The sequence below is a fragment of the Saccharothrix sp. CB00851 genome, from assembly GCF_001905065.1.
GTDB lineage: Bacteria > Actinomycetota > Actinomycetes > Mycobacteriales > Pseudonocardiaceae > Actinosynnema.
In genome coordinates, this window is the sequence record NZ_LWLC01000031.1 from 23,628 (window position 1) to 46,741 (window position 23,114).

Below are 23,114 nucleotides of genomic sequence, written 5' to 3' on the forward strand. Positions count from 1 at the left end.
GATAGTTCTACCGGGTCGGCGGGGTACCCCGCTGGTCGGTCGAGTCCTGGTCGACCGGCGGTCGGCCGTCGCCCTGCTTCTGCCGCGGCCCGCCGCGCTGCACGTCGCCATCCATGATGGTGTCCACGGTGGCTTCGCCGTCGGCGCCCTCGGCCGCGATGACGGTCACGACGTCGCCCTTCGCGATGTCGTCGAGGTCGCCTTGGCCGCCGTTGACCCGCGTGTCGTCGTCGATCCGGTAAGTCCGGCTGAACCCGTCCGGGCTCTTCACCGTGATGGACGTGTCGCCGACCTCGGTGACCTCGCCGTTCTGGAACTCGCCGTGCTGGGTGTCGCCGAACGGCCCGCCCATGATCACGAGCCCGCCGCCGGCCCGGCCGTAGCCGCCGGGCCCGCGCATGCCCTGTGCCGCGTCGGAGTTGCTCGCGGCGTAGATGACACCACCGCCGACGGCGGCGATGCCGACGGCGATCGCGACCGCGGCGAGGGTCTTGCGGCCGTTCCAGCCGGTTCCCGCAGCGGCGGGCCGCGGCGGCGGCTCGTCACCCCACGTCGGTTGCTGCTCGGTTTCGGTAGTCATGGCGACCACCGTCACGGGCGAGCCTGTGAGCGGGCTGTGCGGCCCTTGGGCGGCGGCTGTGCGTGCGGTCGCGGCGGCTGTGCGTGCGGTCGCGGCGGCTGTGCGTGCGGTCGCGGCGGCTGTGCGTGCGTTCACGGCAGGTCGTGCGGCTTCACAGGTGGTACACAGGATCGGCACAGGTCCGGCTCATGGGCCGCGGCCAGGATGGGAGCATGCGACCGGTGTCCGCTTCGGGGAACCCCCCTGAGCTCCGCCGCCCGGACGGCAGTCCGGTGCGGGTCCTTGTGGTGGACGACGAGTCCACGTTGGCCGAGCTGATGTCCATGGCGTTGCGGATGGAGCGCTGGGAGGTCCGCACCGCGCTGGACGGCACGTCCGCCGTGCGCACCGCGCGCGAGTTCCGGCCCGACGTGGTGGTGCTGGACGTGATGCTGCCCGACTTCGACGGGCTGGAGGTGCTGCGCAGGCTGCGCGCGGACCTGCCCGGCCTGCCGGTGCTGTTCCTCACCGCGAAGGACGCGGTGGAGGACCGGATCGCCGGGCTCACCGCGGGTGGCGACGACTACGTGACCAAGCCGTTCAGCCTGGAGGAGGTCGTGCTGCGGCTGCGCGCCCTGCTGCGCCGCACCGGCGTCACCGAGGCGGGCGCGGGCACCGAACTGGTGGTCGGCGACCTGGTGCTGGACGAGGAGACGCGCGAGGTGCGCCGCGGCGGCACGTCCGTCGACCTCACCGCGACCGAGTTCGAGCTGCTGCGGTTCCTGATGCGCAACCCCAGGCGGGTGCTGTCGAAGGCGCAGATCCTGGACCGGGTGTGGAGCTACGACTTCGGCGGGCAGGCCAACATCGTCGAGCTGTACATCTCCTACCTGCGCAAGAAGATCGACGCGGGCCGGGCGCCCATGATCCACACGATGCGGGGCGCGGGCTATGTCCTCAAACCCGCGCCCTGACCGCCGGCGCCTGCCGCTGCGCACGCGGCTGGTCGTCGCGCAGGTCGTCATGCTGGCGGTGGTGTGCGCGATCACCGGGGTGGCGACGGGGTTCGCGCTGCGGGACTCCCTGATCCGCCAGGTGGACGGCCAGCTCGTCGAGTCGGCGGCCAGGGCGAGGCGGGAGGCGCCGCCGCCGATGTCCGACGCCCTGCCCGGCCCGCTGGACGGCCCGGGGTTCCGGCCCGGCACGCTGCTGCTGATCAAGAGGTACGACGGCGGCACCAACGCCGGGCGGCTCAAGTCGGACACCGGCGACCCGACCGCGCTGTCGACCGACGTGATGGCGCGGGCCGAGGACGTGCCCGCGGACGGCAAGCCGCGCACCGTCTGGCTGGGTGAGGAGCTGGGCGACCACCGGATGATCGCGACCACCACGCGGTTCGGGGACAAGCTGGTGACCGGCCTGCCGCTGGACGAGGTGGACAGCACGGTGTGGCGGATGGGGTGGATCGTCGGTGGGGTGGCGCTGGCCGGGTTGATCGCGGTGAGCCTGGCGGGCGCGCTGATCGTGCGCCGCACGCTGCTCCCGCTGGAACGGGTGGCCGCGACCGCGAGCCGGGTGGCCGAGCTGCCGCTGCACGAGGGCGAGGTGGCGCTGGCCGAACGCGTGCCCGACGAGTACGCCGACCCCGACACCGAGGTCGGCCAGGTGGGCCTCGCGCTGAACCGGATGCTCGGGCACGTCGGCAGCGCGTTGGAGGCACGGCACGCCAGCGAGACCAGGGTCCGGCAGTTCGTCGCCGACGCCAGCCACGAGCTGCGCACTCCCCTGGCCGCCATCCGCGGCTACGCCGAGCTGACCCGCCGCACGTCCGACGAGGTGCCACCGCGGATCGGGCACGCCATGCGGCGGGTCGAGTCCGAGGCGGTGCGGATGACGTCGCTGGTCGAGGACCTGCTGCTGCTGGCCCGCCTGGACGCCGGGCGCCCGCTGGCCCGTGCCCCGGTCGACGTGTCGCGGCTGGTGGTCGACACGGTCAGCGACGCGCGGATCGCCGGGCCCGACCACGAGTGGCGGTTGGAGCTGCCTCCCGACGCGGTGCAGGTGACCGGTGACGCGGACAAGCTGCACCAGGTGCTGGCCAACCTGCTGTCCAACGCGCGCACGCACACGCCGCCGGGCACCACCGTCACCACCTCGCTGTCCACTGTGGAGGGAGGGGTGCGGGTGTCGGTGAGCGACGACGGCCCCGGCATCCCGGCCGGTCAGCAGGCCGAGGTGTTCGAGCGGTTCAGCCGGGGCGAGGTGTCCCGGTCCCGCGCCGCCGGGAGCACGGGCCTGGGCCTGTCGATCGTGGCCGCCGTCGTGGCCTCGCACCACGGGTCCGTGCGGCTGGCGAGCAGGCCGGGCCGGACCACGTTCACCGTGCACCTGCCCCGCTAGATCACGCGCACAGCGGGCTCACAGGCAAGGCACAAGGACCGCCCAGGGTCCGCCGACACGCTCGGGTCCATGCGAGTGAGACTCCCCCTGTTGCTGCTGTTGGCCGGGACGGCGGTGCTGTACCTGTGGCGGTTGGGCGACTCCGGTTGGGCCAACGCCTACTACTCCGCCGCCGCGCAGGCCGGTGCCGAGAGCTGGCACGCGTGGTTCTTCGGCGCGACCGACCCGGCGGGCGGGATCACCGTCGACAAGACACCCGCGGCGACCTGGGTCATGGGGTTGTCGGCCCGGCTGTTCGGCGTCAACGCCTGGAGCATCCTGGTGCCGCAGGCGTTGATGGGCGTGGCGAGCGTGTGGCTGTTGTACGCCACGGTGAAGCGCACGGCCGGTGCAGCCGCCGGGTTGGTCGCGGGCGCGGTGCTGGCGTTGACGCCGGTGGCGGTGCTGATGTTCCGGTTCAACAACCCGGACGCGCTGATGCTGCTGCTGTTGGTGGCGGGCGCGTACTGCACGGTCCGCGCCACGGAGAAGGCGTCGGTGCGGTGGCTGGTGTTGGCCGGTGTCGCGGTCGGTTTCGCGTTCCTGGCCAAGATGCTCCAGGCGTTCCTGGTGCTGCCCGCGTTCGGGTTGGTGTACCTGGCGTTCGCGCCCGCCCCGGTGCCGCGCAAGGTGTGGCACCTCGGCGCGGCGCTGGCCGCGGTGGTCGTGGCCGGTGGCTGGTGGGTGCTGGTGGTGGAGCTGGTGCCCGCCGCGTCACGGCCCTACATCGGGGGTTCGCAGTCCAACAGCGTCCTGGAGTTGGCGTTGGGCTACAACGGGCTCGGCCGGTTGACCGGTGAGGAGACCGGCAGCGTCGGCGGTGGCGGGTGGGGCTCGGGAGGGTGGGCCAGGCTGCTCGGCGACGAGATGGGCGGTCAGATCGCCTGGCTGCTGCCGACCGCGCTGGTCCTGCTCGCCGCCGGGTGGTGGGCGGGTCGGGCCGCCGAACGGGTCGGGCTCGCCCTGTGGGGCGGCTGGCTGGTCGTCACCGCCGCGGTCTTCAGCTACATGAACGGCATCATCCACGCCTACTACACGGTGGCGCTGGCACCGGCGATCGGCGCGCTGATCGGTATCGGCGCGGTCGCGTTGTGGCGCAGGCGGCACGAACCCGTCGCGGCGGCGGCGCTGTCCGGCGCCCTGGCCGTGACCGCGCTCCAGTGCTACCTGCTGCTGCTGGACTGGTCGACCGCGCTGGCAGCGGTCGTGCTGGTCCTCGGCCTGATCGCCGCGGTGGGGTTGTTCCTCGCCTCGACCGTGCCCTCGGCCGTCGTCGTGCCGGTCGCCGTGGTCGCCGCGCTGCTCGGACCGGGCGCCTACTCGGTGGCCACCGCCGCGACACCGCACTCGGGCGCGATCCCCAGCGCCGGACCGGCGTTGACGAACCGACCCGGCGGGCTGGTCCTCATGGGACCCGGTGGCGCCACGAAATTCGGGCGCGGTGGCGGGATGGGCGGCCTGCTCGACGCGCCGACGCCGGGTCCCGGCCTGGTGGAACTGCTGCGCGACAGCGAGGGGTTCACCTGGGCGGCGGCGGCCGTCGGCTCGAACAACGCCGCCGGGTACCAGCTCGACAGCGGCGCGCCGGTGCTGGCCGTCGGCGGGTTCAACGGGACCGATCCCGCGCCCACGCTGGAGCAGTTCCAGGAGCTGGTCCGAAGTGGACGGATCCACTACTTCCTCGGCGGTGCCCTGATGCCCGCGGAGACCGGCAGTGACGCGTCCCAGCGGATCGCCGAGTGGGTGGCGGACACGTTCACCCCCACGACCGTGGACGGCGTGGACGTCTACGACCTCACAGCGGGTGCACAGCGATGACACACGAGCCGCCCAGCCGAGCGCTCGAAGGTGAGCTCATGACCACGCTCACGACGACCACCGTGCTCGACGTGGTGGTGCCCGTGCACAACGAGGAGCGCGACCTCGCGCCCTGCGTGCGCAAGCTGCACGCCGACCTCACGCAGACGTTCCCCTACACGTTCCGGATCACCATCGCGAACAACGCGAGCACGGACGGCACGCGGGCCGTCGCCGACGAGCTGGCCCGCGAGCTGCCCGGGGTGGCCGCGGTGCACCTGGCGGAGAAGGGCCGCGGCCGGGCGCTGAAAACGGTGTGGACCGCGTCGGACGCCGCCGTGCTGGCGTACATGGACGTGGACCTGTCCACCGACCTGGCCGCCCTCGCACCGCTGGTCGCGTCACTGATCTCCGGGCACTCCGACCTGGCGATCGGCAGCCGGCTGGCGCGCGGCGCGCGGGTGGTGCGCGGGCCGAAGCGGGAGTTCGTCTCCCGCTGCTACAACCTGATCCTGCGCGGCACGCTCGCGACCCGGTTCACCGACGCGCAGTGCGGGTTCAAGGCGATCCGGGCCGACGTCGCCCGGCGGCTGCTGCCGCACGTCGAGGACACCGGGTGGTTCTTCGACACCGAACTGCTGGTGCTCGCCGAACGCGCGGGCGCGCGCATCCACGAGGTGCCGGTGGACTGGGTCGACGACCCGGACAGCCGGGTGGACCTCGTGTCGACCGCCGTGGCCGACCTCAAGGGCGTCGCCCGGGTGGCCCGCGGCCTGGTGACCGGGCGGATCCCCATGGGCGAGCTCCGCGCCCAGCTGGGCCGGGAACCGCTGGAGCCGCGGACACCGGGCGTGCCCGCCGGGTTGTTCAGGCAGCTGGTCCGGTTCGCCGCGGTCGGCGTGCTCAGCACGCTGGCCTACCTGCTGCTGTTCGTGTCGCTGCGCGGCGGGCTCGGCGCCCAGGGCGCGAACCTGGTGGCGCTGCTGGTCACCGCCATCGCCAACACCGCCGCCAACCGCCGGTTCACCTTCGGCGTGCGAGGTCGGCGCGGCGCGGGCCGCCACCAGTTCGAGGGCCTGCTCGTGTTCGGCCTCGGCCTCGCGCTGACCAGCGGCTCGCTGGCCCTGCTGCACGTGTTCGCCGCACCGGGCGGCCCGGCCGAGCTGGTCGCGGTCGTCGGCGCCAACCTCCTCGCCACCGTGCTGCGCTTCCTGTTGCTGCGCAACTGGGTCTTCCGGCCCAAGCGCACCGCGGAGGCCACCCCATGACCACACCCTCGACCCTAGGGACCCCTTCCATGACCACCGCAACCCTGACGGTACCCGCACCAGGCACGGCCGCGCCGCCGTCGGGCCGGAACTGGACCACGCCCGCGCTGGTCGTGCTGCTCGTCGGCGCGGCGGTGCTGTACCTGTGGGACGTCACCGCGTCCGGCTGGGGCAACGCCTACTACGCCGCCGCCACCCAGGCCGGTGCGCGGAGCTGGACCGCGTGGCTGTTCGGCGGCCTCGACGCCGGTGGTGTGATCACGGTCGACAAGCCGCCCGCCGCGCTGTGGGTGAGCGGGCTGTTCGCGCGGGTCTTCGGGTTCTCCAGCTGGACCGTGCTGGCGCCGCAGGCCATCGAGGGCGTGCTGGCCGTGTGGTTGCTGTACGCCACGGTGAAGCGCACGTCCGGTGCGGTGGCCGGGTTGATGGCGGGCGCGGCGCTCGCGGTGACGCCGGTGGCCGTGCTGATGTTCCGGTTCAACCTGCCCGACGCGTTGCTGGTGCTGCTGATGGTCGCGGGCGCCTACTGCACCGTGCGGGCGCTGGAGAAGGGTTCCGGGTGGTGGCTGGCGCTGGCGGGCGTGGCGGTCGGGTTCGCGTTCCTGGCCAAGATGGGGCAGGCGCTGCTGGTGCTGCCCGCGTTCACCGCCGCCTACCTGCTGGCCGCGCCCGTGACGCCGGTCAAGCGGTTGCTGCACCTGCTCGGCGCGGGCCTGGCCCTTCTCGTGTCCGCCGGGTGGTTCATCGCGCTGGTCGAGCTGTGGCCGAAACAGTCACGGCCGTACATCGGCGGGTCGTCGAACGACTCGCTGTGGGAGCTGGCCATGGGCTACAACGGCCTCGGCCGGATCTTCGGCGGTGGCCGCGGCGTCGTCGCGGGCGGCGGCAACGCCAACCTCGGTTTCGGTGGCGAGACCGGCATCGGCCGGCTGTTCGGGGCCAGCATGGGCGGCGAGATCTCCTGGCTGCTACCGGCCGCCCTCATCGGGATGGTGGCGGGACTGTGGTTCACGCGCCGACTGCCGCGCACCGACCGCACCCGGTCCGCCCTGGTCCTGTGGGGCCTGTGGGTGCTGGGCAACGGGATCGTGTTCAGCTTCATGAGCGGCATCACCCACCCCTACTACACCGTCGCCGTGGCACCGGGCGTCGCCGCGCTCGTCGCCATCGCCGGCCGTGAGCTGTGGCGCGGACGCGGGCACCTGCCGGTGCGCGTCGCGTTGGCGATGATGGTGGCCGGCGCCGGGTTCTGGGGTTTCGCGCTGCTCCAGCGGTTCGGCGAGTGGGTGCCCGCGCTGCGATGGGTCGTGGCCGCGCTGACCGTGCTGGTGGCCACGGCGATCGTGATGGGCGTGCGGCGGGTGGCCGCGCTCGCGCTGGTCACGTCGGCGCTGTCCACCGCGGCCTTCGGCGTGGCCACCGCCGCCACCCCGCACGCCGGGTCCATCCCGATGTCCGGTCCCCCGTCCTACGCGGGCGACGGCGGCATGGGCGGCCCGATGGGCGCGACGTCCGACGAGCTGACCGACCTGCTCAAGGCCACCACCGGGACGTGGGCCGCGGCGACGGTGAGCGCGCAGAGCGCGGCGAACCTGGCGCTCGACTCGGGCAAGGCGGTGATCGGCATCGGCGGCTGGAGCGGCGGTGACCCCGCGCCCACGCTGGAGGAGTTCCGGCAGTACGTCGCGGACGGCCGGATCGGGTACTTCGTCACCGGCGGCATGGGCGGTGGCATGCGCGGCGGCGGCAGCGAGATCGCCGAGTGGGTCGAGGCCAACTACGAGGCCATGACCATCGGCGAGAACACCGTCTACCGGCTCGGCTGAGGCGTCACCCGGTGGAGGCGGTGGTCGACGTGGCCACCGCCTCTTCGGCTTTCACGACGTACCGGGGTGGTTCCGGCAGGCCCGCCCACGAGCGGTACACGATCGCGGCCGCGTACGGGACCAGGTCGCGGCCACGCCGCCAGAGCCACGGGATCCCCTTCACCACCAGCCACCCCACGTGGTGCAGCGGCGTCACCTTCAGCCCACCCGTGCACACCAGCGACACCCGGCCGGGCACGTCACAGCCCGCCCGCGCCAACCGCTCCGCGAACGCCGCCGCCAGCCGCCGGTGCCCCGACTCCGACGGGTGCAGCCGGTCCACCGCCCAGGTGGCCGGTGCGTACGCGCCTTCCATCAGGTCGAGGTCGACGCACTCGATCCCGTGCCGCCGCACCACCGCGTCGATGATCCCGTTCAGCTCCGCGATCCGCCCCCGCAACGCCCGCCGCAACGCGCCCGGCAGCCGGAACACCCGGCTGTGGTCGTGGAACCGCACCGTGACGACGGCGGCGCCGGCCGACACCAACGCGCCCACGATCGCGTCCAGGTCCCTGTGCAGTCGGCGCCCGTCGAAATCGGACCGCAGCGTGTCGTTCATGCCGACCAGCAGCACCGCCGCGTCCGGCCGCGCGGCCAGCGCCTCCGACAACTGCTCGTGCCGCACCGACGTCACCCTGGCACCGGTGACCGAGAAGTTCAGGTACCGCGCGTGCGGCAGCGCCGCCGCGAGCAGCGGGCCGACGCCACGCCACCCACCGGGCACGGGATCGCCCACGCCCACCGTCGTCGAGTCACCCAGGACCACCAGGCTGCGCACCGTCTTGGCCACACCGGAACGATCGCGCAGCGACGTGACGTGCCGAGAACGAACAGCCCAACGCTAACGGAATGCCGGGTACAGCGGCAGTTCCGCGGCCCGCGCACCGTACCTGGCCACCAGCGCCGCGATCACGTCGTCGGCGTGCTCGGCGACGTGCTTCACGCCCGCCGCCATCGCGTCGGCCCGCAGCCGCACCCACCGCGAGGTCAGCACGACCACCCGTGGCGGCGAGTCCAGCGGCCGGTGGCCGGACGGCAGCGCCGAGTCCAGCCCCGGCAGGCCGCGCCACGTGCCGAGCCACACCCACAGCAGCTGCGCCTCCAGCAGCCGGGGCAGGAACACCGCGTCGTCGTCCAGGTCCGGCCACACCGACGACACCTCGGCCCGCCACGCCGCCACCATCGCCTCCGACATCCCGGCGGGCAGCCCGTAAGCGCACCAGCACGACGGGAACGGCACCCGCAGGCACGCCGCGTCGAACACGATGTCGCGCACGCACCCGCCCTCGAAGTCGAGGAACCGCACGCCCTTGCTGGTCACGAGGTGGTTGTCCGGGCACGACGTGGACGGGCTGAACGCACGCCGGCGGGACGTGACGAACCCGCGCACCGCCTGCTCGGCGAACGTGCGCACGGAGTCGGGCGTGTCGACTTCCAACGATTCAAGCAGCAGCTCGGGCAGCCCGGCCAACGCCGTGTGCACGTCCACCACGATCGGGTCGGCGCAGCACTGCGAGCCCTGCCGGCGCATCAACGCGTCGAAGTCCGCGTCACGCCCGGCGGTCGTCGCGTGCAGCCTGCCCATGGCGTGCGCCCACGACAGCAGCCCCCGTTCGGCGGCCCGCGCGTCGGAGCCCAGCAGCTTCTCCGCCAGCCGCGGCGCCTTGCCCAGGTCCTCCAGCACGACCAGCCGCTTGGCGTTGTCCTGCGCGACCAGCTCGGGGGTGAGGCGTTCCTCGGACGGCAGCGCGGTGAGCAGCTTGTGGCTCACCACCTCGTGCGCGAACGGGTCGCGGTCGGCCACCGGCGACGGGTAGCGCTTGACCACCAGCGTGCGGGGCAGGGAGAACGGCGTGTGCGCCACCCGGACGCGCGCGACCACGGACCGGCCGGCACCCCCGAGGTCTTCGGGGTCGGCCAGTCGGACCGGTGCGCCGAACCTGCCGCTCAACACCGATTCGGCCGCTGCCACCGCGTCGTCGAGCTCGGAGGGGGCAGCGTCGTCGATGTCCTGCGGGCCGGCGGTGATCTCCACGCTCATCCCCTCCGACCCTACTCCCGGTGCCCACCGTCCTGACAGAACCCGTCCGGGCACCGTGACGGTAGTGCTCACGCAACGCCCGGCTCCACCTTTTGCGGAAATCCGCCGCCGGTCAACCGTTGGCGAGAGGTCGGCCCAGGTCACGGACCTTGCTCCGCCGGTTGCGCAACGCCAGGACCAGCGACGCGGCCATCACGATGCCCACGAGATTCACCGCGAGCTGTGCAACCGACTGGAGGCATATGTCCCACTCGGCGAGAACGGCGGCGACCGCGGCGTAGCCGGCGGCGGGCACCGTGGTGACCGAAATGAACACCCCGACGAGCGCCGCGGACTTGGCCGACGTCATCGACAGCATCCCGGCCGCGCCCGCGAGCAGCGCCACGATCAAGGAGAACGGCCCCACCTGGAACACGAAGTCGACCTCGTGCGCGGCCAGCACCATGTCCCGGTCGAACAGGTCGGTGTACGAGCCCGCGAACGCCGCCACCGCCGTGATCGCCATGGCCACCGGGAACCCGGCCGCCAACGCCAGGGCGGCCCGCCGCACCAGGTCCCAGCGCCGCAGCACCAGCCCGACCGCGATCGCCGCGAGCGGGCCGAACTCCGGCCCGACGACCATCGCGCCGACGATGGTGATCGGCGAGTTGGTCACCACGCCGACCGCCGCGAGCAGGCACGCGATGGTCAGGAACGACAGGAACGTGGCGTTGAGCCGCGACTCCTCGCCGGTGCGGGACAGCAGCTCCTCCCACACCACGGCGTCGGCCGCCTCACCCGGTGCGGCCTCCTCGGCGCGGTCGGCCGCGTCGGACAGCGCGGTGTCGACCTGCTCCAGCGTGACGCCGCCGTCGCGGTCGACGCCGAGGTCGCACAGGGAGGCCACCACCTGGTCGGTGGCCTCCCGCGCGACGTCCGCCTCCACCACGTCGCCCACCGGGTCGACGGCCGCGCCGCGCAGCAGCACGACGTGCGTGACGCCGGGTTGGGCCTTCAGCGCGGCCAGCACCACGTCGGTGCGCTCAGCCGGGCAGATGGCCCGCAGGTGCAGCACGGTGCTACTTGGTCTCGGGCGCCGGCTTGAAGTCGACGCCCGCCTCCTTGCGCTGCTGCGGGGTGATCGGCGCGGGCGCGGCGGTCAGCGGGTCGTAGCCGCCGCCGCTCTTGGGGAACGCGATGACCTCGCGGATCGAGTCGTACCCGCCGAGCAGCATGGCGATCCGGTCCCAGCCGAACGCGATGCCGCCGTGCGGCGGCGCGCCGTAGGAGAACGCGTCGAGCAGGAAGCCGAACTTCTCCCGCGCCTCCTCGGGCGTGATGCCCATGACCTGGAACGCGCGCTGCTGCACGTCGGCGCGGTGGATACGGATCGACCCGCCGCCGATCTCGTTGCCGTTGCAGACGATGTCGTAGGCGTAGGCCAGGGCGTTGCCCGGGTCTTCCTCGAACCGGTCGATCCACTCCGGGGTGGGCGAGGTGAACGCGTGGTGCAGCGCGGTCCACTTGCCGCTGCCGACCGCCACGTCGTCGCCGATCTTGTCGACCGCCTCGAACATCGGGAAGTCCACGACCCACACGAACGACCAGGCGTTGGGGTCGATCAGGCCGACCCGGTGGGCGATCTCCACGCGGGCCGCGCCGAGCAGGGCACGTGCGCCGTCCGGGTCGCCCGCGCCGAAGAACACGCAGTCGCCGGGGTTCGCGCCCACGGCCTTGGCCAGCCCGTCGCGCTCGGCGTCGGAGAGGTTCTTGGCGACCGGGCCGCCGAGCGTGCCGTCCTCCTGCACCAGCACGTACGCCAGGCCCTTGGCCCCGCGCTGCTTGGCCCACTCCTGCCAGGCGTCGAGCGTGCGACGGGGCTGCGACGCGCCGCCGGGCATGACGACCGCGCCCACGTACGCCGCCTGGAACACCCGGAACGGGGTGTCCTCGAAGTACTCGGTCAGCTCGGTCAGCTCGAGGTCGAAGCGCAGGTCCGGCTTGTCGGTGCCGTACTTGGCCATCGCCTCGGCGTAGGAGATGCGGCGGAACGGCCGGGGGATCTCGTGGTCCGCCAGGTCCTTCCACAGCGCCGAGATGATCTTCTCGCCGAGCGCGATCACGTCGTCCTGCTCGACGAAGCTCATCTCGATGTCGAGCTGGGTGAACTCGGGCTGCCGGTCGGCGCGGAAGTCCTCGTCGCGGTAGCAGCGGGCGATCTGGTAGTACCGCTCCAGGCCGCCGACCATCAGCAACTGCTTGAACAGCTGCGGCGACTGCGGCAGCGCGTACCAGGAGCCGGGGCGCAGCCGCGCGGGCACCAGGAAGTCGCGGGCGCCCTCGGGGGTGGAGCGGGTCAGGGTCGGGGTCTCGACCTCGACGAAGTCCTCCGCGTGCAGCACCTCGCGGGCGATCCGGTTGGCCTCGCTGCGCAGCCGCATGGCCTTGGCCGGGCCGCTGCGGCGCAGGTCGAGGTAGCGGTGCCGCAGGCGGGCCTCCTCGCCGACCTCCAGGTGCTCGTCCAGCTGGAACGGCAGCGGCGCGGCCTCGTTGAGCACCTCCAGCTCGGAGGCGTAGACCTCGATGTCACCGGTGAGCAGGTCGGGGTTCTCGCTGCCCTCGGGGCGGCGGGTCACCTCGCCGACGACCTTGATGACGAACTCGGAGCGCAGCTTGTGCGCACGCTCGGCCATCTCACCCTCGCGGAAGACGACCTGCGCCACGCCGGAGGCGTCCCGGAAGTCGATGAAGATCACGCCACCGTGATCGCGCCTGCGGGCCACCCACCCGGTCAGGGTGACGGACTGCCCGGCGAGCTCGGCGCGGAGCTTCCCGGCCTCGTGCGTGCGCATCACGGGAACTGCTCTCCTCGGTGTTCGCTTCTTCTGGGGTCGGGTCGACCGACGACTGGTCGTCAAGGCTAACCAACGACCCGGTGCCCGACGCCACCAGGTTTCCCCTCGTGGAAGACGACCGCGCGCAGGCCGGCGAAGTTGACCGCCGTGGCGACGCCCTGGGCCACCAGCCAGGCCACCGCGAATTCCACTCGAAAGGGTGGCAACAGGTGCAATGCGAGCGCGTTGACCAATACGTTGGCGGCGAATGTGCTGAGGTACAGCAGGGCGAACCCCGCGACCTGCCGCACCCCACCCGCCGAGACGCCGAACGTGAACCGTCGATTGAGGAAGAACGCCGCCGTGGTGCCGAGCGTGAAACTGGCCGCCTTGGCGGCGTGCACCCACACCCCGAATGCGAGCAAGGCACTGTAACTACCGTAGTCGAGAAGCGCGCAGAGGGCTCCCACCAGCACGAACCGCGCCATCTGGCGGGTCACGCCGCCGTTGTGCACCACCGTTTGACACCTCGCGAATGGAAATGACCGTGCCCGTCAGTGTGTGCCGATGCTAGTCAGTCTCTCCGGGTGGGGACGCACCGCGCCGACGGTCGCGCAGCTCGTTTCGCCGCGCGATTTCGAGACCGTCGCGAATACCGTGAAGAAGTCCCGCGATCGGGGCGTGATCGCCCGGGGCCTCGGCCGCAGCTACGGCGATCCGGCGCAGAACGCGGGCGGTGTCGTGCTGGACATGACCCGATTCGACCGCATTCGCCGGGTCGACGTGGACGAGCACCTGGTCGACGTCGAGGCGGGGGTGTCGCTGGACGCCCTGATGCGGGCGCTGCTGCCGTTCGGGCTGTGGCCGCCGGTGCTGCCGGGGACGCGGCAGGTCACCGTGGGCGGCGCGATCGCCGCGGACGTGCACGGCAAGGGGCACCACGTCGTGGGCAGCTTCGGCGACCACGTGCGGTCGCTGGACCTGCTCACCGCGGACGGCTCGATCCGCGAGCTCACCCCGGACGGCGCGGGCTCGGCGTTGTTCTGGGCGACCGTCGGCGGCATGGGGCTGACCGGCGTGGTGCTGCGCGCGACGCTGCGCGTCGTCCCGGTGCAGACCTCGTACTTCGTGGTGGACACCGAGCGGGTGGACAACCTGGACGACCTGCTGGCCCGGCAGTCCGCCGACGACGACCGGTACGCCGAGTCGGTGTCCTGGTTCGACGCGACGGCCACCGGGCCGCGCCTCGGCCGCGGCGTGCTGACCAGGGCGAACCACGCCCGGCTCGACGACCTGCCCGCGAAGCTGCGGCGCGACCCGCTGGCGTTCGACGCGCCCCGGCTGCTCACCGTGCCGGACGTGCTGCCGTCCGGGCTGCTCAACCGGGCGACCGCCCGGGCGTTCAGCGAGCTCTGGTACCGCAAGTCGCCGACGAGGTCCGGTCAGGTGCAGAACATCACGCAGTTCCTGCACCCGCTCGACGTGATCGGCGAGTGGAACCGCGGCTACGGCCCGCGCGGGTTCCTGCAGTACCAGTTCGTCGTGCCGTTCGCCGCGGTCGACGTGCTCCGGCGGGTGGTGGAGCGGATCGCCTCGTCCGGCCACGTGTCGGCGCTGAACGTGCTCAAGCGGTTCGGGCCGGGCAACCGCGCGCCGCTGTCGTTCCCGATGCCGGGCTGGACGTTGTGCGTCGACCTGCCGGTGCGGCCGGGTCTCGGCGAGCTGTGCGACGAGCTGGACGAGCTGGTGCTCGGCGCGGGCGGGCGGCACTACCTGGCCAAGGAGTCGCGGACCACGGCCGAGGCCGTCCGCCGCGGCTACCCCCGATTCGCGCAGTGGCGCGCGGTGCGCGCCTCGGTCGACCCGGACGGCGTTTTCGCGTCCGACATGTCCAGGAGGTTGGAGCTGTGATCGACGCGGTGGGCAATCCGCAGAGCGTGCTCGTGCTGGGCGGCACGTCCGAGATCGCGCTGGCGGTGGTGCGGCGCTACACCGGCGCCCGCAAGCCACGGGTGGTCCTCGCCGCCCGGCCCTCGCGCCGCCGTGACGCGGCGGTGGCGGAGCTGACGGCGCGGGGCGTGCCGGTGACGGCGGTGGACTTCGACGCGCGTGACGTCGGCGGCCACCCGGCCGTGCTGGACAAGGCCTTCGCCGACGGCGGGATCGACGTGGCGCTGGTGGCGTTCGGGGTGCTGGGCGACGCCGAGCGCGCCTGGCAGGACCACGAGGCGGCGGTCGAGCTGGCCGAGGTCAACTACACCGGCGCGGTGTCGGTGGGCGTCGGGCTCGCCGAACGGCTGCGCGAGCAAGGCCACGGCGTGATCGTCGCGCTGTCGTCGGTGGCGGGCGAGCGGGTGCGCCGGTCGAACTTCGTCTACGGGTCGACCAAGGCCGGGATGGACGCGTTCTACCAGGGGCTCGGCGAGGCGCTGCGCCCGCACGGCGTCACCGTCACGGTGGTGCGGCCGGGGTTCGTGCGCACCCGGATGACCGACGGGCTGCCCCCGGCGCCGTTGTCGAGCACCGCGGACGAGGTCGCCGCGGTGGTCGTGAACGCGGTGCGCGACCGGCGTGAGCTGGTGTGGGCGCCCGCGCCGCTGCGCCTGGTGATGTCGGCGCTGCGGCACCTGCCGCGCGCGGTGTTCCGGCGGTTGCCGGTATGAGCGCGACGACCGCGCCCGAGCGCGTCACCGACCCGGCGCCCCCGTCCCGACGCGCGCGCCGGTCGTGGCCCGCGACGGTCGCCGCCGTGGCGGGCGGCACGGCGCTTATCGCCGTTCACGGCGCGCTGTACGGCAACTGGGTGGTGGACGACGCCGCCATCACCTTCGCGTACGCGCGCAACGTCGCGGACGGCGGGGGTTCGGTGCTGCAACCGGGCCAGATCCCCACCGAGGGGTACTCGAACCCGGCGTGGCTGGCGTTGCTGGTGCTCGGCAAGCTCGTCGGCCTGTTCGACCGGGGCACGTTGTTCGGCGTGCCGGACTACGTGGTGTTCCCCAAAGCGGTCGCGGTGCTGTGCTGCGCGGGCGTGCTGTCGGCGTGCCACACGGCCGCGCGGCGGGTGTTCCGCCGTCCTGGTCTGGTGACGGTGGCGTTCGGTGCGGTGCTGGCGGCGATCCCGTCGTTCGTGGTCTGGGTGTTCTCCGGGTTGGAGAACCCGCTGTACGCGCTGGTGATCTGCTGGTTGGCGGTGACGCTGTTCGTCGCGGTGCTGGACGACCGGCTGCTGTCCGGGCGCGTCGCGGTCACCGCCGGGCTGCTGGTCGCGCTGGCCGCGCTGACCCGGCCGGACGGGCTGGTCTACGCCGGGGCGTACCCGCTGCTGGTGCTGCTGGCACTGCGCCGGGCCGGGCTCGCGGCGGCCGTGCGGTCGACCGCGTTGTCCACGGCGGTGTTCCTCGTGCCGTTCGGCGCGTACGTGCTGTGGCGGCGGGTGGAGTTCGGCCGGTGGTTGGCGCTGCCGGCCGTGGCGAAGAGCCAGGGACCGCCCGAACCGGCGCAGTTCGCGCGGGTCGGCGAGGTGGTGCACTACACGGGGGCGTTGGCCGTGCTGGTGGTGGCGGTGTGCGTGGGGCTGGTGCTGGCCCGGGGCTCGCGCCTGGCCTCGGGGCTGGTCGCGCTGCTCGTGCCGCTGGGGTTGGCGCTGCTCGGGTTCGCGGTGCTGGCGCCGGACTGGATGGAACAGCTGCGGTTCGCCACGCCCGTGTGGGTGCTCGGCGCGCTGACCGCCGTCTTCGCCGTCGCGCGGGCACTGGGTCGGTGCGGGGCACGGCGACGCGCGGTGTTGTCGGTGGCCCTGGTCGTCGCGATCGTGCCCTCCGCCGCGCAGTTCGCGACGGCGGCACGGCAGTTCCGCGGCCAGCCCACCGTGCCGATGTGCCTGATCGCCGAGACGTTCGGGCGCGGGTTCAACGGCCCGGCGGACATCCTCGGCGTCGAGCGCGCCACCCTGCTCCTGCCGGACGTCGGCGGCACCGCGTTGACCTCCAGGCTCACCGTGGTCGACCTGGCGGGGCTGGCCGAACCCCGGCTCGCCGACCTGTGGGGCGCCCGCGACATGACGGGGGTCCGCGACTACGTGTTCGAGCGGGTGAAACCCACGTTCATCCACTCGCACGGGGCGTGGTCGCAGGCCACGGGCATCGCCGAGGACCCGCGCATGGCGGCGGACTACCACGTGATCTCGGCTGGGCCGGTGGCCGAGGACTGGGTGCGCCGGGACGCCGTGCCGGACGCGGCCCGGTTGACCGCGGTGCGCGACTACCAGCGCGAGCGCGTGACGCGTGCGCACAGCGAGCAGGTCAAGCGCCCGCTCGGCCGGTGCGGCCCGACGCTGCGCCCCGGCCAACTGCCGTGACGGCCTCCCGACACCCCCGAACCGCCGAGCACAGGAGGACCGCCGTGCCCGCCGAGATCACTGTTCTGAGCCGGTTGCAGGGCGTGCTGGGCCACCGGCTGGTGGTGGCGTCGGCGCGCGGGCTGTCGTGGTTCGGCGAGCACGGCGCCGGCTGGTTGGCGCTGGGGCTCGCGGGTGCGGCGGCGGACCGGGAGCGGCGGCGGGACTGGCTGGTCGCGACCGCCGGCGTGGCCGGGTCGCACGCCGTCGCCATCGCGGTCAAGCGGGTGGTCCGGCGGCAGCGCCCGGACGACGGGTCGGTGCGCGTGCTGGCCGGGACGCCCAGCCGGCTGAGCTTCCCGTCCGCGCACGCCGTGTCGACGACCGCCGCCGCGGTGGTGTTCTCGCGGCTCACCGGGCGGCGGCTCGAACCGGTGCTCGTGCCGCCGATGGTGTTGTCCAGGCTGGTGCTCGGCGTGCACTACCCGACCGACGTGGCGGCGGGCGCGGCGCTGGGCGCGGTGCTCGGCAGGCTGGTCCGCCGCGAGTTGGACGGAGGCGCGAGGTGAGCGACACGATCGCCACGCGCCCCGCCGGCGCGATCGCGGGCCTGGTCCGCGCCACCCGACCGCACCAGTGGGTGAAGAACCTCCTCGTGCTGGCCGCGCCGTTCGCCGCGAACCGGCTGGGTGAGCCGGCCGTGCTGCTGGACACCGGGCTGGCGCTGGTCGCGTTCTGCGCCGCCGCCTCGGCGGTGTACCTGGTCAACGACGCGATCGACGCGGACGCCGACCGCGCCCACCCGACCAAGCGGCACCGCCCGATCGCGGCGGGCGTGGTCTCCACGCGCACGGCGTACGTCACGGCGGCGGCCCTGTTCGCCGGGTCCGTCGGCGTCGCGCTGTGCTCCGGCCCGCCGCTGGTGGTGGTGATCGCCGTCTACTGCGCCGCGCAGCTGGGTTACTGCCTGGGGTGGAAGCACCAGCCGGTGATCGACCTGTGCATCGTGGCGTCGGGGTTCCTGCTGCGCGCCATCGCGGGCGGCATCGCGGCCGGCATCCCGTTGTCGCAGTGGTTCCTGCTGGTGACGGCGTTCGGCTCGCTGTTCATGGTGGCGGGCAAGCGGTACGCCGAGATCGTGCTGTACGAGCGGACGGGCGCGGAGATCCGCGCGTCGCTGCGCCGCTACTCGGCCAGCTACCTGCGGTTCGTGTGGGCCACCGCGGCCGCGATCATGATCCTGGCCTACGCGTTGTGGGCGTTCGAGATGCGCGAGGGCGCCGACTACAACGCGAACTGGGCGATGCTGTCGATCGTGCCGTTCGTGGTGGCCGTGCTGCGGTACGCGGTCGACGTGGACAGCGGTGGCGCGGGCGAGCCGGAGCGCATCGCCCGGCGCGACCACGTGCTCCAGGTGATCGGTGTCTGCTGGGTGGCGTCGCTGGCGTTGTCGCTCTACGTGTGAGGGCGGCGGGCCCACCCCGCCCATGGCGAGGGGCCGCCCCTCAGGTGAGGGACGGCCCCGGGTGCGGTGTTCCGATCAGGCGCTGGGCGACAGGTAGAGCAGGCGGTTCGGGGAACCGGAGCCCGGGCTGGTCACCACGCCGGTCGTGGCCTGGCCGACCAGGTAGCTCGCCACCTGCGCCGGCGTGGCCGAGCGGTTGTTCTGCAGGTAGCGGGCGGCGGCGCCGGCGACGTGCGGCGTCGCCATCGAGGTGCCGCTGATGGTGTTGGTGGCGGTGTCACCGGTGTGCCACGCCGAGGTGATCGACGAGCCCGGCGCGAAGATGTCCAGCACCGAGCCGTAGTTGGAGTAGCTGGCGCGGGCGTCGGTGCTGGTGGTGGCACCGACCGTGATGGCCTCGGTCACCCGGGCGGGCGAGTAGTTGGAGGCGTTGCGGTTGCTGTTGCCCGCCGCGATGGCGAACGTGACGCCCGCCGAGATCGCCCGGCGCACGGCCGCGTCGATCGTGGTGGACGCGCCGCCGCCGAGGCTCATGTTCGCCACGGCCGGCTTGACGTGGTTGCGGGCCACCCAGTCGATGCCCTCGACCACGTCGGCGGTGGTGCCGGAGCCGGAGTTGTTCAGCACGCGCACGCCGTAGACGGTCGCGCCCTTGGCCACGCCGTAGGTGCTGCCGGCGATGGTGCCCGCGACGTGCGTGCCGTGGCCGTTGCCGTCCTGCGAGGTGCTGTCGTTGTCGACCGCGTCGTAGCCGTTGCGGGCCCGGCCGCCGAACGTGGTGTGGGTGTTGCGCACGCCGGTGTCGATGACGTAGACGTTCACGCCCGAGCCGGTGGAGGTGTAGTTGTAGGTGGTGCTCAGCGGCCGGTTGCGCTGGTCGATGCGGTCGATGCCCCAGGTCGCGTTGCTCTGCGTGGCCTGGATGCTGAAGACCTGGTCCTGCTCGACGTACTCGACGGCCGGGTTGGCCGCGAGCCGCTTGGCCGCCTTCTCGGGCAGCGACACGGCGAAGCCCTTGAGGGCGCTGCCGTACACGGTGTCGACCTTGCCGCCGTACTGGCCCGCCAGGCTCTCGGCGGACGCGGTCGAGCCGTCCTTGAGCTTGACGATGAAGTGGTTCTGGACCTTGTTCGCGGCGTCGGCGGCGCGGATCTCGCCCTCGGCGGCCTGCGCCGGGGCGGCCAACAGGGAGGACGCGGTGACGGCGAGCGCCGTCGCCCCGACCCCGGCCAGGAACCGGACCTGTCGTGACTGTCGCATGCGGATTCCGTTCTTCGAACGGTGACCCCACCTCACCCCGAGGAGCTGTGCAGGGCTCGGGGGTGACGGTGGGCCACCTTGCCCTCGCTGACTGTCACAACGTAGGCAACCACAGCGTTAACTCGGAAGTGTGAACATTTGCCAGTTGCACGCACAGCGTTAATAAAGCGTCTGACCTGCGGGTTCTCATAATCCGGGCGCGGTGCCGTGACTGCGGCGCTACCGTCCCGGCATGCGCTTGGAACCGGTTACCGAGGACAACTACCGGGCCGTCATCGGCCTGGAGGTCCACGAGGAGCAGCGGGCGTTCGTCGCGACGAACCTCAAGTCGATCGCGGACGCCTGGATCCACCGCCCGAAGTTGCAACCCCTTGCGCTGTTCAGCGGAGAGGAGCTGGTCGGGTTCACCCTCCTCGAACGCGACCGGCCGCAGGCGCTGCACATCGCCCGGTTCATGATCGACCGGCGGGCACAGGGCCGCGGCCTGGGCCGCAAGGGCCTGGCCGCGATCGCCGACCTGGCGCGCTCCGAGGGCCGCACCGAGCTGGTGCTCAGCGTGGTGCCGGGCAACGCGGTGGCCCGCGGCCTGTACGCGGCGTTCGGCTTCACCGACACCGGCGAGGTGGACGGTGGCGAGCTCGTGATGCGCCACGAACTCGCCCCGTCCGACCCCGACCAGGTGCCGCCGGGTACCCAGCCTCACCTGGCCGAGCAGTAGCCGGTCAGCGGGCCGGCGACCAGTACAGCAGCCGGCCCCACGACAGCGGCGTGGCCTCGGAGACGACCGCCGAGTGCACCCGCGCGGGCGTGGCGCCGGGGTTGAACTGGAGGAACCGCAGCGTCACGCCGGTGACGTACGCGGTCGCCAGCGACGTGCCGCTGAGCGTGTTGGTGGCGGTGTCGCCGGTGTGCCAGGCGACGGTGATGTTCATGCCGTACGCGTAGACGTCGACCACCGGGCCGTAGTTGGAGAACGTGGCCCGGGTGTCGGTCCTGGTGGACGCGCCGGACGTGATCGCCTCCGTGACGCGGGCCGGTGAGTAGTTGCCGGCGTTGGAGTTGCTGCCACCCGCCGTGACCGACGCCGTGACGCCCGCCGCGATCAGCCGCCGCACCGCGTCGTCCATCGCGGTCGACGCGCCGCCGCCCAGGCTGAGGTTGGCCGAGGCCGGCTTGACGTGGTTGCGCGCCACCCAGTCGATCCCCGCGATCACGCCCGCGGTCGTGCCGCTGCCGGCGCCGTTGAGCACCCGGACGCCGCACACCAGCGCCTCCTTCGCGACGCCGTTCACGCGACCGGCGATGAGGGACGCGATGGCCGTGCCGTGCCCGTTGTCGTCCTGCGGCACGGTGTCGTTGTCGACCGCGTCGTAACCCGCGCACGTGCGGCCCGCGATCTCGGTGTGCGTGGTCCGCACGCCCGTGTCGATCACGTAGGCACGGGTGCGCAGCCCGGTCGACGTGTAGCTGTACCGGCCGTCGCCCGTCGCACCGCGCTGGTCGATCCGGTCGAGGCCGAACGGCGCGTTGAGCTGGGTGGTGTGCGCCCGCACGACCTGGTCCTGCTCGACGTACGCCACCGCCGGGTCGGCGGCGAGGCGTCGGGCCTGCCGCGGGGTGAGCGACGCGGCGAAGCCGTGCAGCGCCGGGAACGAGCGGGTGACGTGGCCGTCGAGCCGGGAGGTGACCGCGTCGGCGGCGGCGACGTCCTTGAGCTTGACGATGTAGCTGCCGGGCACGGCGGTGGCCGAGCCCGCGTGGAGCACCGCGCCTTCGGCGTGCGCCGGTGCGGTGAGGGTGACGGCGGCCAGGGCGGCGACGCCCAGGCCGGACAGCAGTGTGCGCATGGCGTGATCCTTTGCAGGGAAGGGGAACGGGACTTCTACCGCGTGGGCGACCAGTGCAGGAGCCGGCCGCCCCACGGCACCGGACCCGGCTTGGTGAGTTCGGTCTGCACCAGGGCCGGGGTGGCGGTGGGGTCGAACTGGAGGAACCGGACGGCGACACCGCTGACGAACCCGGTCGCCATCGACGTGCCGCTGAGGGTGTTGGTGGCCCGGTCGCCCGTGTGCCACGCCGACGTGATGCCGACGCCCGGCGCGTACAGGTCCACGCCCGGGCCGTAGTTCGAGAACGGCGCCCTGGCGTCGGACTGGGTGATGGCGCCCGAGGTGATCGCCTCGACGACCCGGGCGGGCGAGGTGTTCGCCACGCCGCCGTTGGCGCTGCCCGCGCTGACGGAGACCGTGACGCCGGAGGCGATCAGCCGCCGCACCGCGTCGTCCAGCGCGGTCGACGGGCCACCGCCGAGGCTGAGGTTCGCCACGGCGGGGCGGCGGGCGTTCAGGCGCACCCAGTCCAGGCCTTGGACGACACCGGCGATCGTGCCGCTGCCCTGGGCGTTGAGCACCCGCACGCCGACCACGCGCACACCTTTGGCCACGCCGTACGTGCTGCCGGCGATGAGGCCCGCGACGTGCGTGCCGTGCCCGTTGTCGTCCTGGGCGACGGAGTCGTCGTCCACGACGTCGTAGCCGTGCGCGGCCCGACCGCCGAACTCGACGTGCGTGGCGCGGAGGCCGGTGTCGATCACGTAGGCGGTGACGCCCGCACCGGTGGACGTGTAGCTGTAGGTCGTGTCCAGCGGCAGGGCGGGCTGGTCGATCCGGTCCAGGCCCCACGGCGCGCCGGGTTGCGTCGAGTCGGCGTGCACGACCTGGTCCTGCTCGACGTACTCCACCGCCGGGTCGGCGGCGAGCCGTCGTGCCTGCCGCGGGGTGAGCGACGCGGCGAAGCCGCCGAACGCGGCGAACCTGCGGGTCACCCGCCCGGCGAGTGCGTCCTCCACGGCCGCGGCCGGGTCCTTGAGCTTGACGATGTAGCTGCCGGGCACGGTGGTGGGTGAGCCCGCGTGCCGGACGGTGGCCTCGGCGTGGGCGGGCGTGGCGACCAGGGTGGCGGTCAGCGCGGCCACGACGAGGCCCGGTAAGAGCTTGCGCATACGGCTTTCCTTTGCGGGGTAAGGGATCCCCGGCGCGGATCACGCGCGGGGCTGCCAGTGTGCCCAACCACGCCCGACCGGAGGACGCACGGGCGCGGAGTCGGTTCGGGTAACCACCCGCCGGCACCGTGACCGCACTACGGCGGAGAGGCGCGAAGCGGACGCGGACAACGTGATTGAGAAGCGATTCAACGCTGTGGAGAAAATACGGCCGAGGACCCCGTCGAATCGAGAGTCGAACGCGTCCGCGACCATCGCGGAGAAGTT

Annotated in this window: 20 protein-coding genes; 11 read left to right on the forward strand and 9 right to left on the reverse strand. The window is 72.9% G+C overall.

Annotated features, from left to right (window positions below; genetic code table 11):
• Positions 1-7: 7 nt before the first annotated feature.
• Positions 8-580: a hypothetical protein gene (locus A6A25_RS27545; protein WP_073895029.1), complete on the reverse strand. Its 573-nt coding sequence runs from the start codon at positions 578-580 to the stop codon at positions 8-10.
• Positions 581-792: 212 nt separating this feature from the next.
• On the opposite strand from A6A25_RS27545, the gene A6A25_RS27550 reads away from it, so the two are divergent.
• The 5 genes from A6A25_RS27550 to A6A25_RS27570 all read left to right on the forward strand — a co-directional run bounded on the left by A6A25_RS27550 (position 793) and on the right by A6A25_RS27570 (position 7,889).
• Positions 793-1,533, forward strand: coding sequence for a response regulator transcription factor (locus tag A6A25_RS27550; RefSeq protein ID WP_073895031.1), 741 nt, complete (start codon positions 793-795; stop codon positions 1,531-1,533).
• Positions 1,511-2,959, forward strand: coding sequence for a sensor histidine kinase (locus A6A25_RS27555; RefSeq protein WP_073895033.1), 1,449 nt, complete (start codon positions 1,511-1,513; stop codon positions 2,957-2,959). The genes A6A25_RS27550 and A6A25_RS27555 overlap by 23 nt, the downstream gene beginning before the upstream one ends.
• A 69-nt stretch (positions 2,960-3,028) precedes the next feature.
• Positions 3,029-4,816 carry a glycosyltransferase family 39 protein gene (locus tag A6A25_RS27560; protein WP_073895035.1) on the forward strand — a complete coding sequence of 596 codons (1,788 nt, stop codon included), beginning with the start codon at positions 3,029-3,031 and terminating at the stop codon, positions 4,814-4,816.
• Between the two features lie 38 nt (positions 4,817-4,854).
• On the forward strand, positions 4,855-6,063 hold the full coding sequence (locus A6A25_RS27565) for a bifunctional glycosyltransferase family 2/GtrA family protein (RefSeq protein WP_241828949.1): 1,209 nt from the start codon (positions 4,855-4,857) through the stop codon (positions 6,061-6,063).
• A 29-nt stretch (positions 6,064-6,092) separates the two neighbouring features.
• Positions 6,093-7,889, forward strand: coding sequence for a glycosyltransferase family 39 protein (locus A6A25_RS27570; protein WP_073895039.1), 1,797 nt, complete (start codon positions 6,093-6,095; stop codon positions 7,887-7,889).
• Between the two features lie 4 nt (positions 7,890-7,893).
• On the opposite strand, the gene A6A25_RS27575 is transcribed toward A6A25_RS27570, so the two are convergent.
• The 5 genes from A6A25_RS27575 to A6A25_RS27595 form a co-directional block, all read right to left on the reverse strand.
• The gene (locus A6A25_RS27575) at positions 7,894-8,718 is read right to left on the reverse strand and encodes an SGNH/GDSL hydrolase family protein (RefSeq protein WP_241828950.1); all 825 of its coding nucleotides are present in this window, start codon (positions 8,716-8,718) and stop codon (positions 7,894-7,896) included.
• 51 nt (positions 8,719-8,769) lie between these two features.
• Complete coding sequence (locus tag A6A25_RS27580) at positions 8,770-9,969, reverse strand: hypothetical protein (RefSeq protein WP_073895043.1); 1,200 nt, start codon at positions 9,967-9,969, stop codon at positions 8,770-8,772.
• Between the two features lie 112 nt (positions 9,970-10,081).
• Positions 10,082-11,023, reverse strand: a complete 942-nt coding sequence (locus A6A25_RS27585) for a DUF389 domain-containing protein (RefSeq protein WP_073895045.1) — start codon at positions 11,021-11,023, stop codon at positions 10,082-10,084.
• A 4-nt stretch (positions 11,024-11,027) separates the two neighbouring features.
• A complete protein-coding gene (gene aspS, locus A6A25_RS27590) occupies positions 11,028-12,803 on the reverse strand; it encodes an aspartate--tRNA ligase (RefSeq protein WP_073895047.1) in 1,776 nt (591 codons plus the stop codon).
• A 65-nt stretch (positions 12,804-12,868) separates the two neighbouring features.
• Entirely contained in the window at positions 12,869-13,300 is a 432-nt protein-coding gene (locus tag A6A25_RS27595) for a GtrA family protein (RefSeq protein ID WP_073895049.1), read from the reverse strand.
• Between the two features lie 49 nt (positions 13,301-13,349).
• On the opposite strand from A6A25_RS27595, the gene A6A25_RS27600 reads away from it, so the two are divergent.
• From A6A25_RS27600 to A6A25_RS27620, 5 genes are read left to right on the forward strand one after another with little or no spacing between them, the layout of a single operon-like run.
• Complete coding sequence (locus A6A25_RS27600; protein WP_073895051.1) at positions 13,350-14,693, forward strand: FAD-binding oxidoreductase; 1,344 nt, start codon at positions 13,350-13,352, stop codon at positions 14,691-14,693.
• Complete coding sequence (locus A6A25_RS27605; RefSeq protein WP_073895053.1) at positions 14,690-15,445, forward strand: decaprenylphospho-beta-D-erythro-pentofuranosid-2-ulose 2-reductase; 756 nt, start codon at positions 14,690-14,692, stop codon at positions 15,443-15,445. The genes A6A25_RS27600 and A6A25_RS27605 overlap by 4 nt, the downstream gene beginning before the upstream one ends.
• Positions 15,442-17,142, forward strand: coding sequence for a hypothetical protein (locus A6A25_RS27610; protein ID WP_083668739.1), 1,701 nt, complete (start codon positions 15,442-15,444; stop codon positions 17,140-17,142). Before A6A25_RS27605 ends, A6A25_RS27610 begins: the two co-directional genes overlap by 4 nt.
• 44 nt (positions 17,143-17,186) lie before the next feature.
• Positions 17,187-17,690, forward strand: coding sequence for a phosphatase PAP2 family protein (locus A6A25_RS45840; protein ID WP_380735089.1), 504 nt, complete (start codon positions 17,187-17,189; stop codon positions 17,688-17,690).
• Positions 17,687-18,586, forward strand: a complete 900-nt coding sequence (locus A6A25_RS27620; RefSeq protein WP_073895055.1) for a decaprenyl-phosphate phosphoribosyltransferase — start codon at positions 17,687-17,689, stop codon at positions 18,584-18,586. The genes A6A25_RS45840 and A6A25_RS27620 overlap by 4 nt, the downstream gene beginning before the upstream one ends.
• Positions 18,587-18,661: 75 nt before the next feature.
• Here A6A25_RS27620 and A6A25_RS27625 read toward each other — a convergent pair whose 3' ends face one another.
• The gene (locus A6A25_RS27625) at positions 18,662-19,846 is read right to left on the reverse strand and encodes a S8 family peptidase (protein WP_083668740.1); all 1,185 of its coding nucleotides are present in this window, start codon (positions 19,844-19,846) and stop codon (positions 18,662-18,664) included.
• Positions 19,847-20,078: 232 nt separating this feature from the next.
• Between A6A25_RS27625 and A6A25_RS27630 the strand changes: the two genes are divergently transcribed.
• A complete protein-coding gene (locus A6A25_RS27630; RefSeq protein ID WP_073895059.1) occupies positions 20,079-20,564 on the forward strand; it encodes a GNAT family N-acetyltransferase in 486 nt (161 codons plus the stop codon).
• A gap of 4 nt (positions 20,565-20,568) precedes the next feature.
• Here A6A25_RS27630 and A6A25_RS27635 read toward each other — a convergent pair whose 3' ends face one another.
• A complete protein-coding gene (locus A6A25_RS27635; protein WP_073895061.1) occupies positions 20,569-21,693 on the reverse strand; it encodes a S8 family peptidase in 1,125 nt (374 codons plus the stop codon).
• A gap of 35 nt (positions 21,694-21,728) precedes the next feature.
• Positions 21,729-22,847 (reverse strand): S8 family peptidase, encoded by a 1,119-nt coding sequence (locus A6A25_RS27640; RefSeq protein WP_073895063.1) that lies wholly within the window; start codon positions 22,845-22,847, stop codon positions 21,729-21,731.
• Between the last annotated feature and the right edge of the window lie 267 nt (positions 22,848-23,114).

What these genes read in the sequence shown, in the direction of transcription:
- A6A25_RS27545 (WP_073895029.1), bottom strand. Translation starts at nt 580, where the DNA reads ATGACTACCGAAACCGAGCAGCAACCGACGTGGGGTGACGAGCCGCCG.
- A6A25_RS27550 (WP_073895031.1), top strand. Translation starts at nt 793, where the DNA reads ATGCGACCGGTGTCCGCTTCGGGGAACCCCCCTGAGCTCCGCCGCCCG.
- A6A25_RS27555 (WP_073895033.1), top strand. Translation starts at nt 1,511, where the DNA reads ATGTCCTCAAACCCGCGCCCTGACCGCCGGCGCCTGCCGCTGCGCACG.
- A6A25_RS27560 (WP_073895035.1), top strand. Translation starts at nt 3,029, where the DNA reads ATGCGAGTGAGACTCCCCCTGTTGCTGCTGTTGGCCGGGACGGCGGTG.
- A6A25_RS27565 (WP_241828949.1), top strand. Translation starts at nt 4,855, where the DNA reads ATGACCACGCTCACGACGACCACCGTGCTCGACGTGGTGGTGCCCGTG.
- A6A25_RS27570 (WP_073895039.1), top strand. Translation starts at nt 6,093, where the DNA reads ATGACCACCGCAACCCTGACGGTACCCGCACCAGGCACGGCCGCGCCG.
- A6A25_RS27580 (WP_073895043.1), bottom strand. Translation starts at nt 9,969, where the DNA reads ATGAGCGTGGAGATCACCGCCGGCCCGCAGGACATCGACGACGCTGCC.
- A6A25_RS27600 (WP_073895051.1), top strand. Translation starts at nt 13,350, where the DNA reads ATGCTAGTCAGTCTCTCCGGGTGGGGACGCACCGCGCCGACGGTCGCG.
- A6A25_RS27610 (WP_083668739.1), top strand. Translation starts at nt 15,442, where the DNA reads ATGAGCGCGACGACCGCGCCCGAGCGCGTCACCGACCCGGCGCCCCCG.
- A6A25_RS27625 (WP_083668740.1), bottom strand. Translation starts at nt 19,846, where the DNA reads ATGCGACAGTCACGACAGGTCCGGTTCCTGGCCGGGGTCGGGGCGACG.
- A6A25_RS27630 (WP_073895059.1), top strand. Translation starts at nt 20,079, where the DNA reads ATGCGCTTGGAACCGGTTACCGAGGACAACTACCGGGCCGTCATCGGC.
- A6A25_RS27635 (WP_073895061.1), bottom strand. Translation starts at nt 21,693, where the DNA reads ATGCGCACACTGCTGTCCGGCCTGGGCGTCGCCGCCCTGGCCGCCGTC.
- A6A25_RS27640 (WP_073895063.1), bottom strand. Translation starts at nt 22,847, where the DNA reads ATGCGCAAGCTCTTACCGGGCCTCGTCGTGGCCGCGCTGACCGCCACC.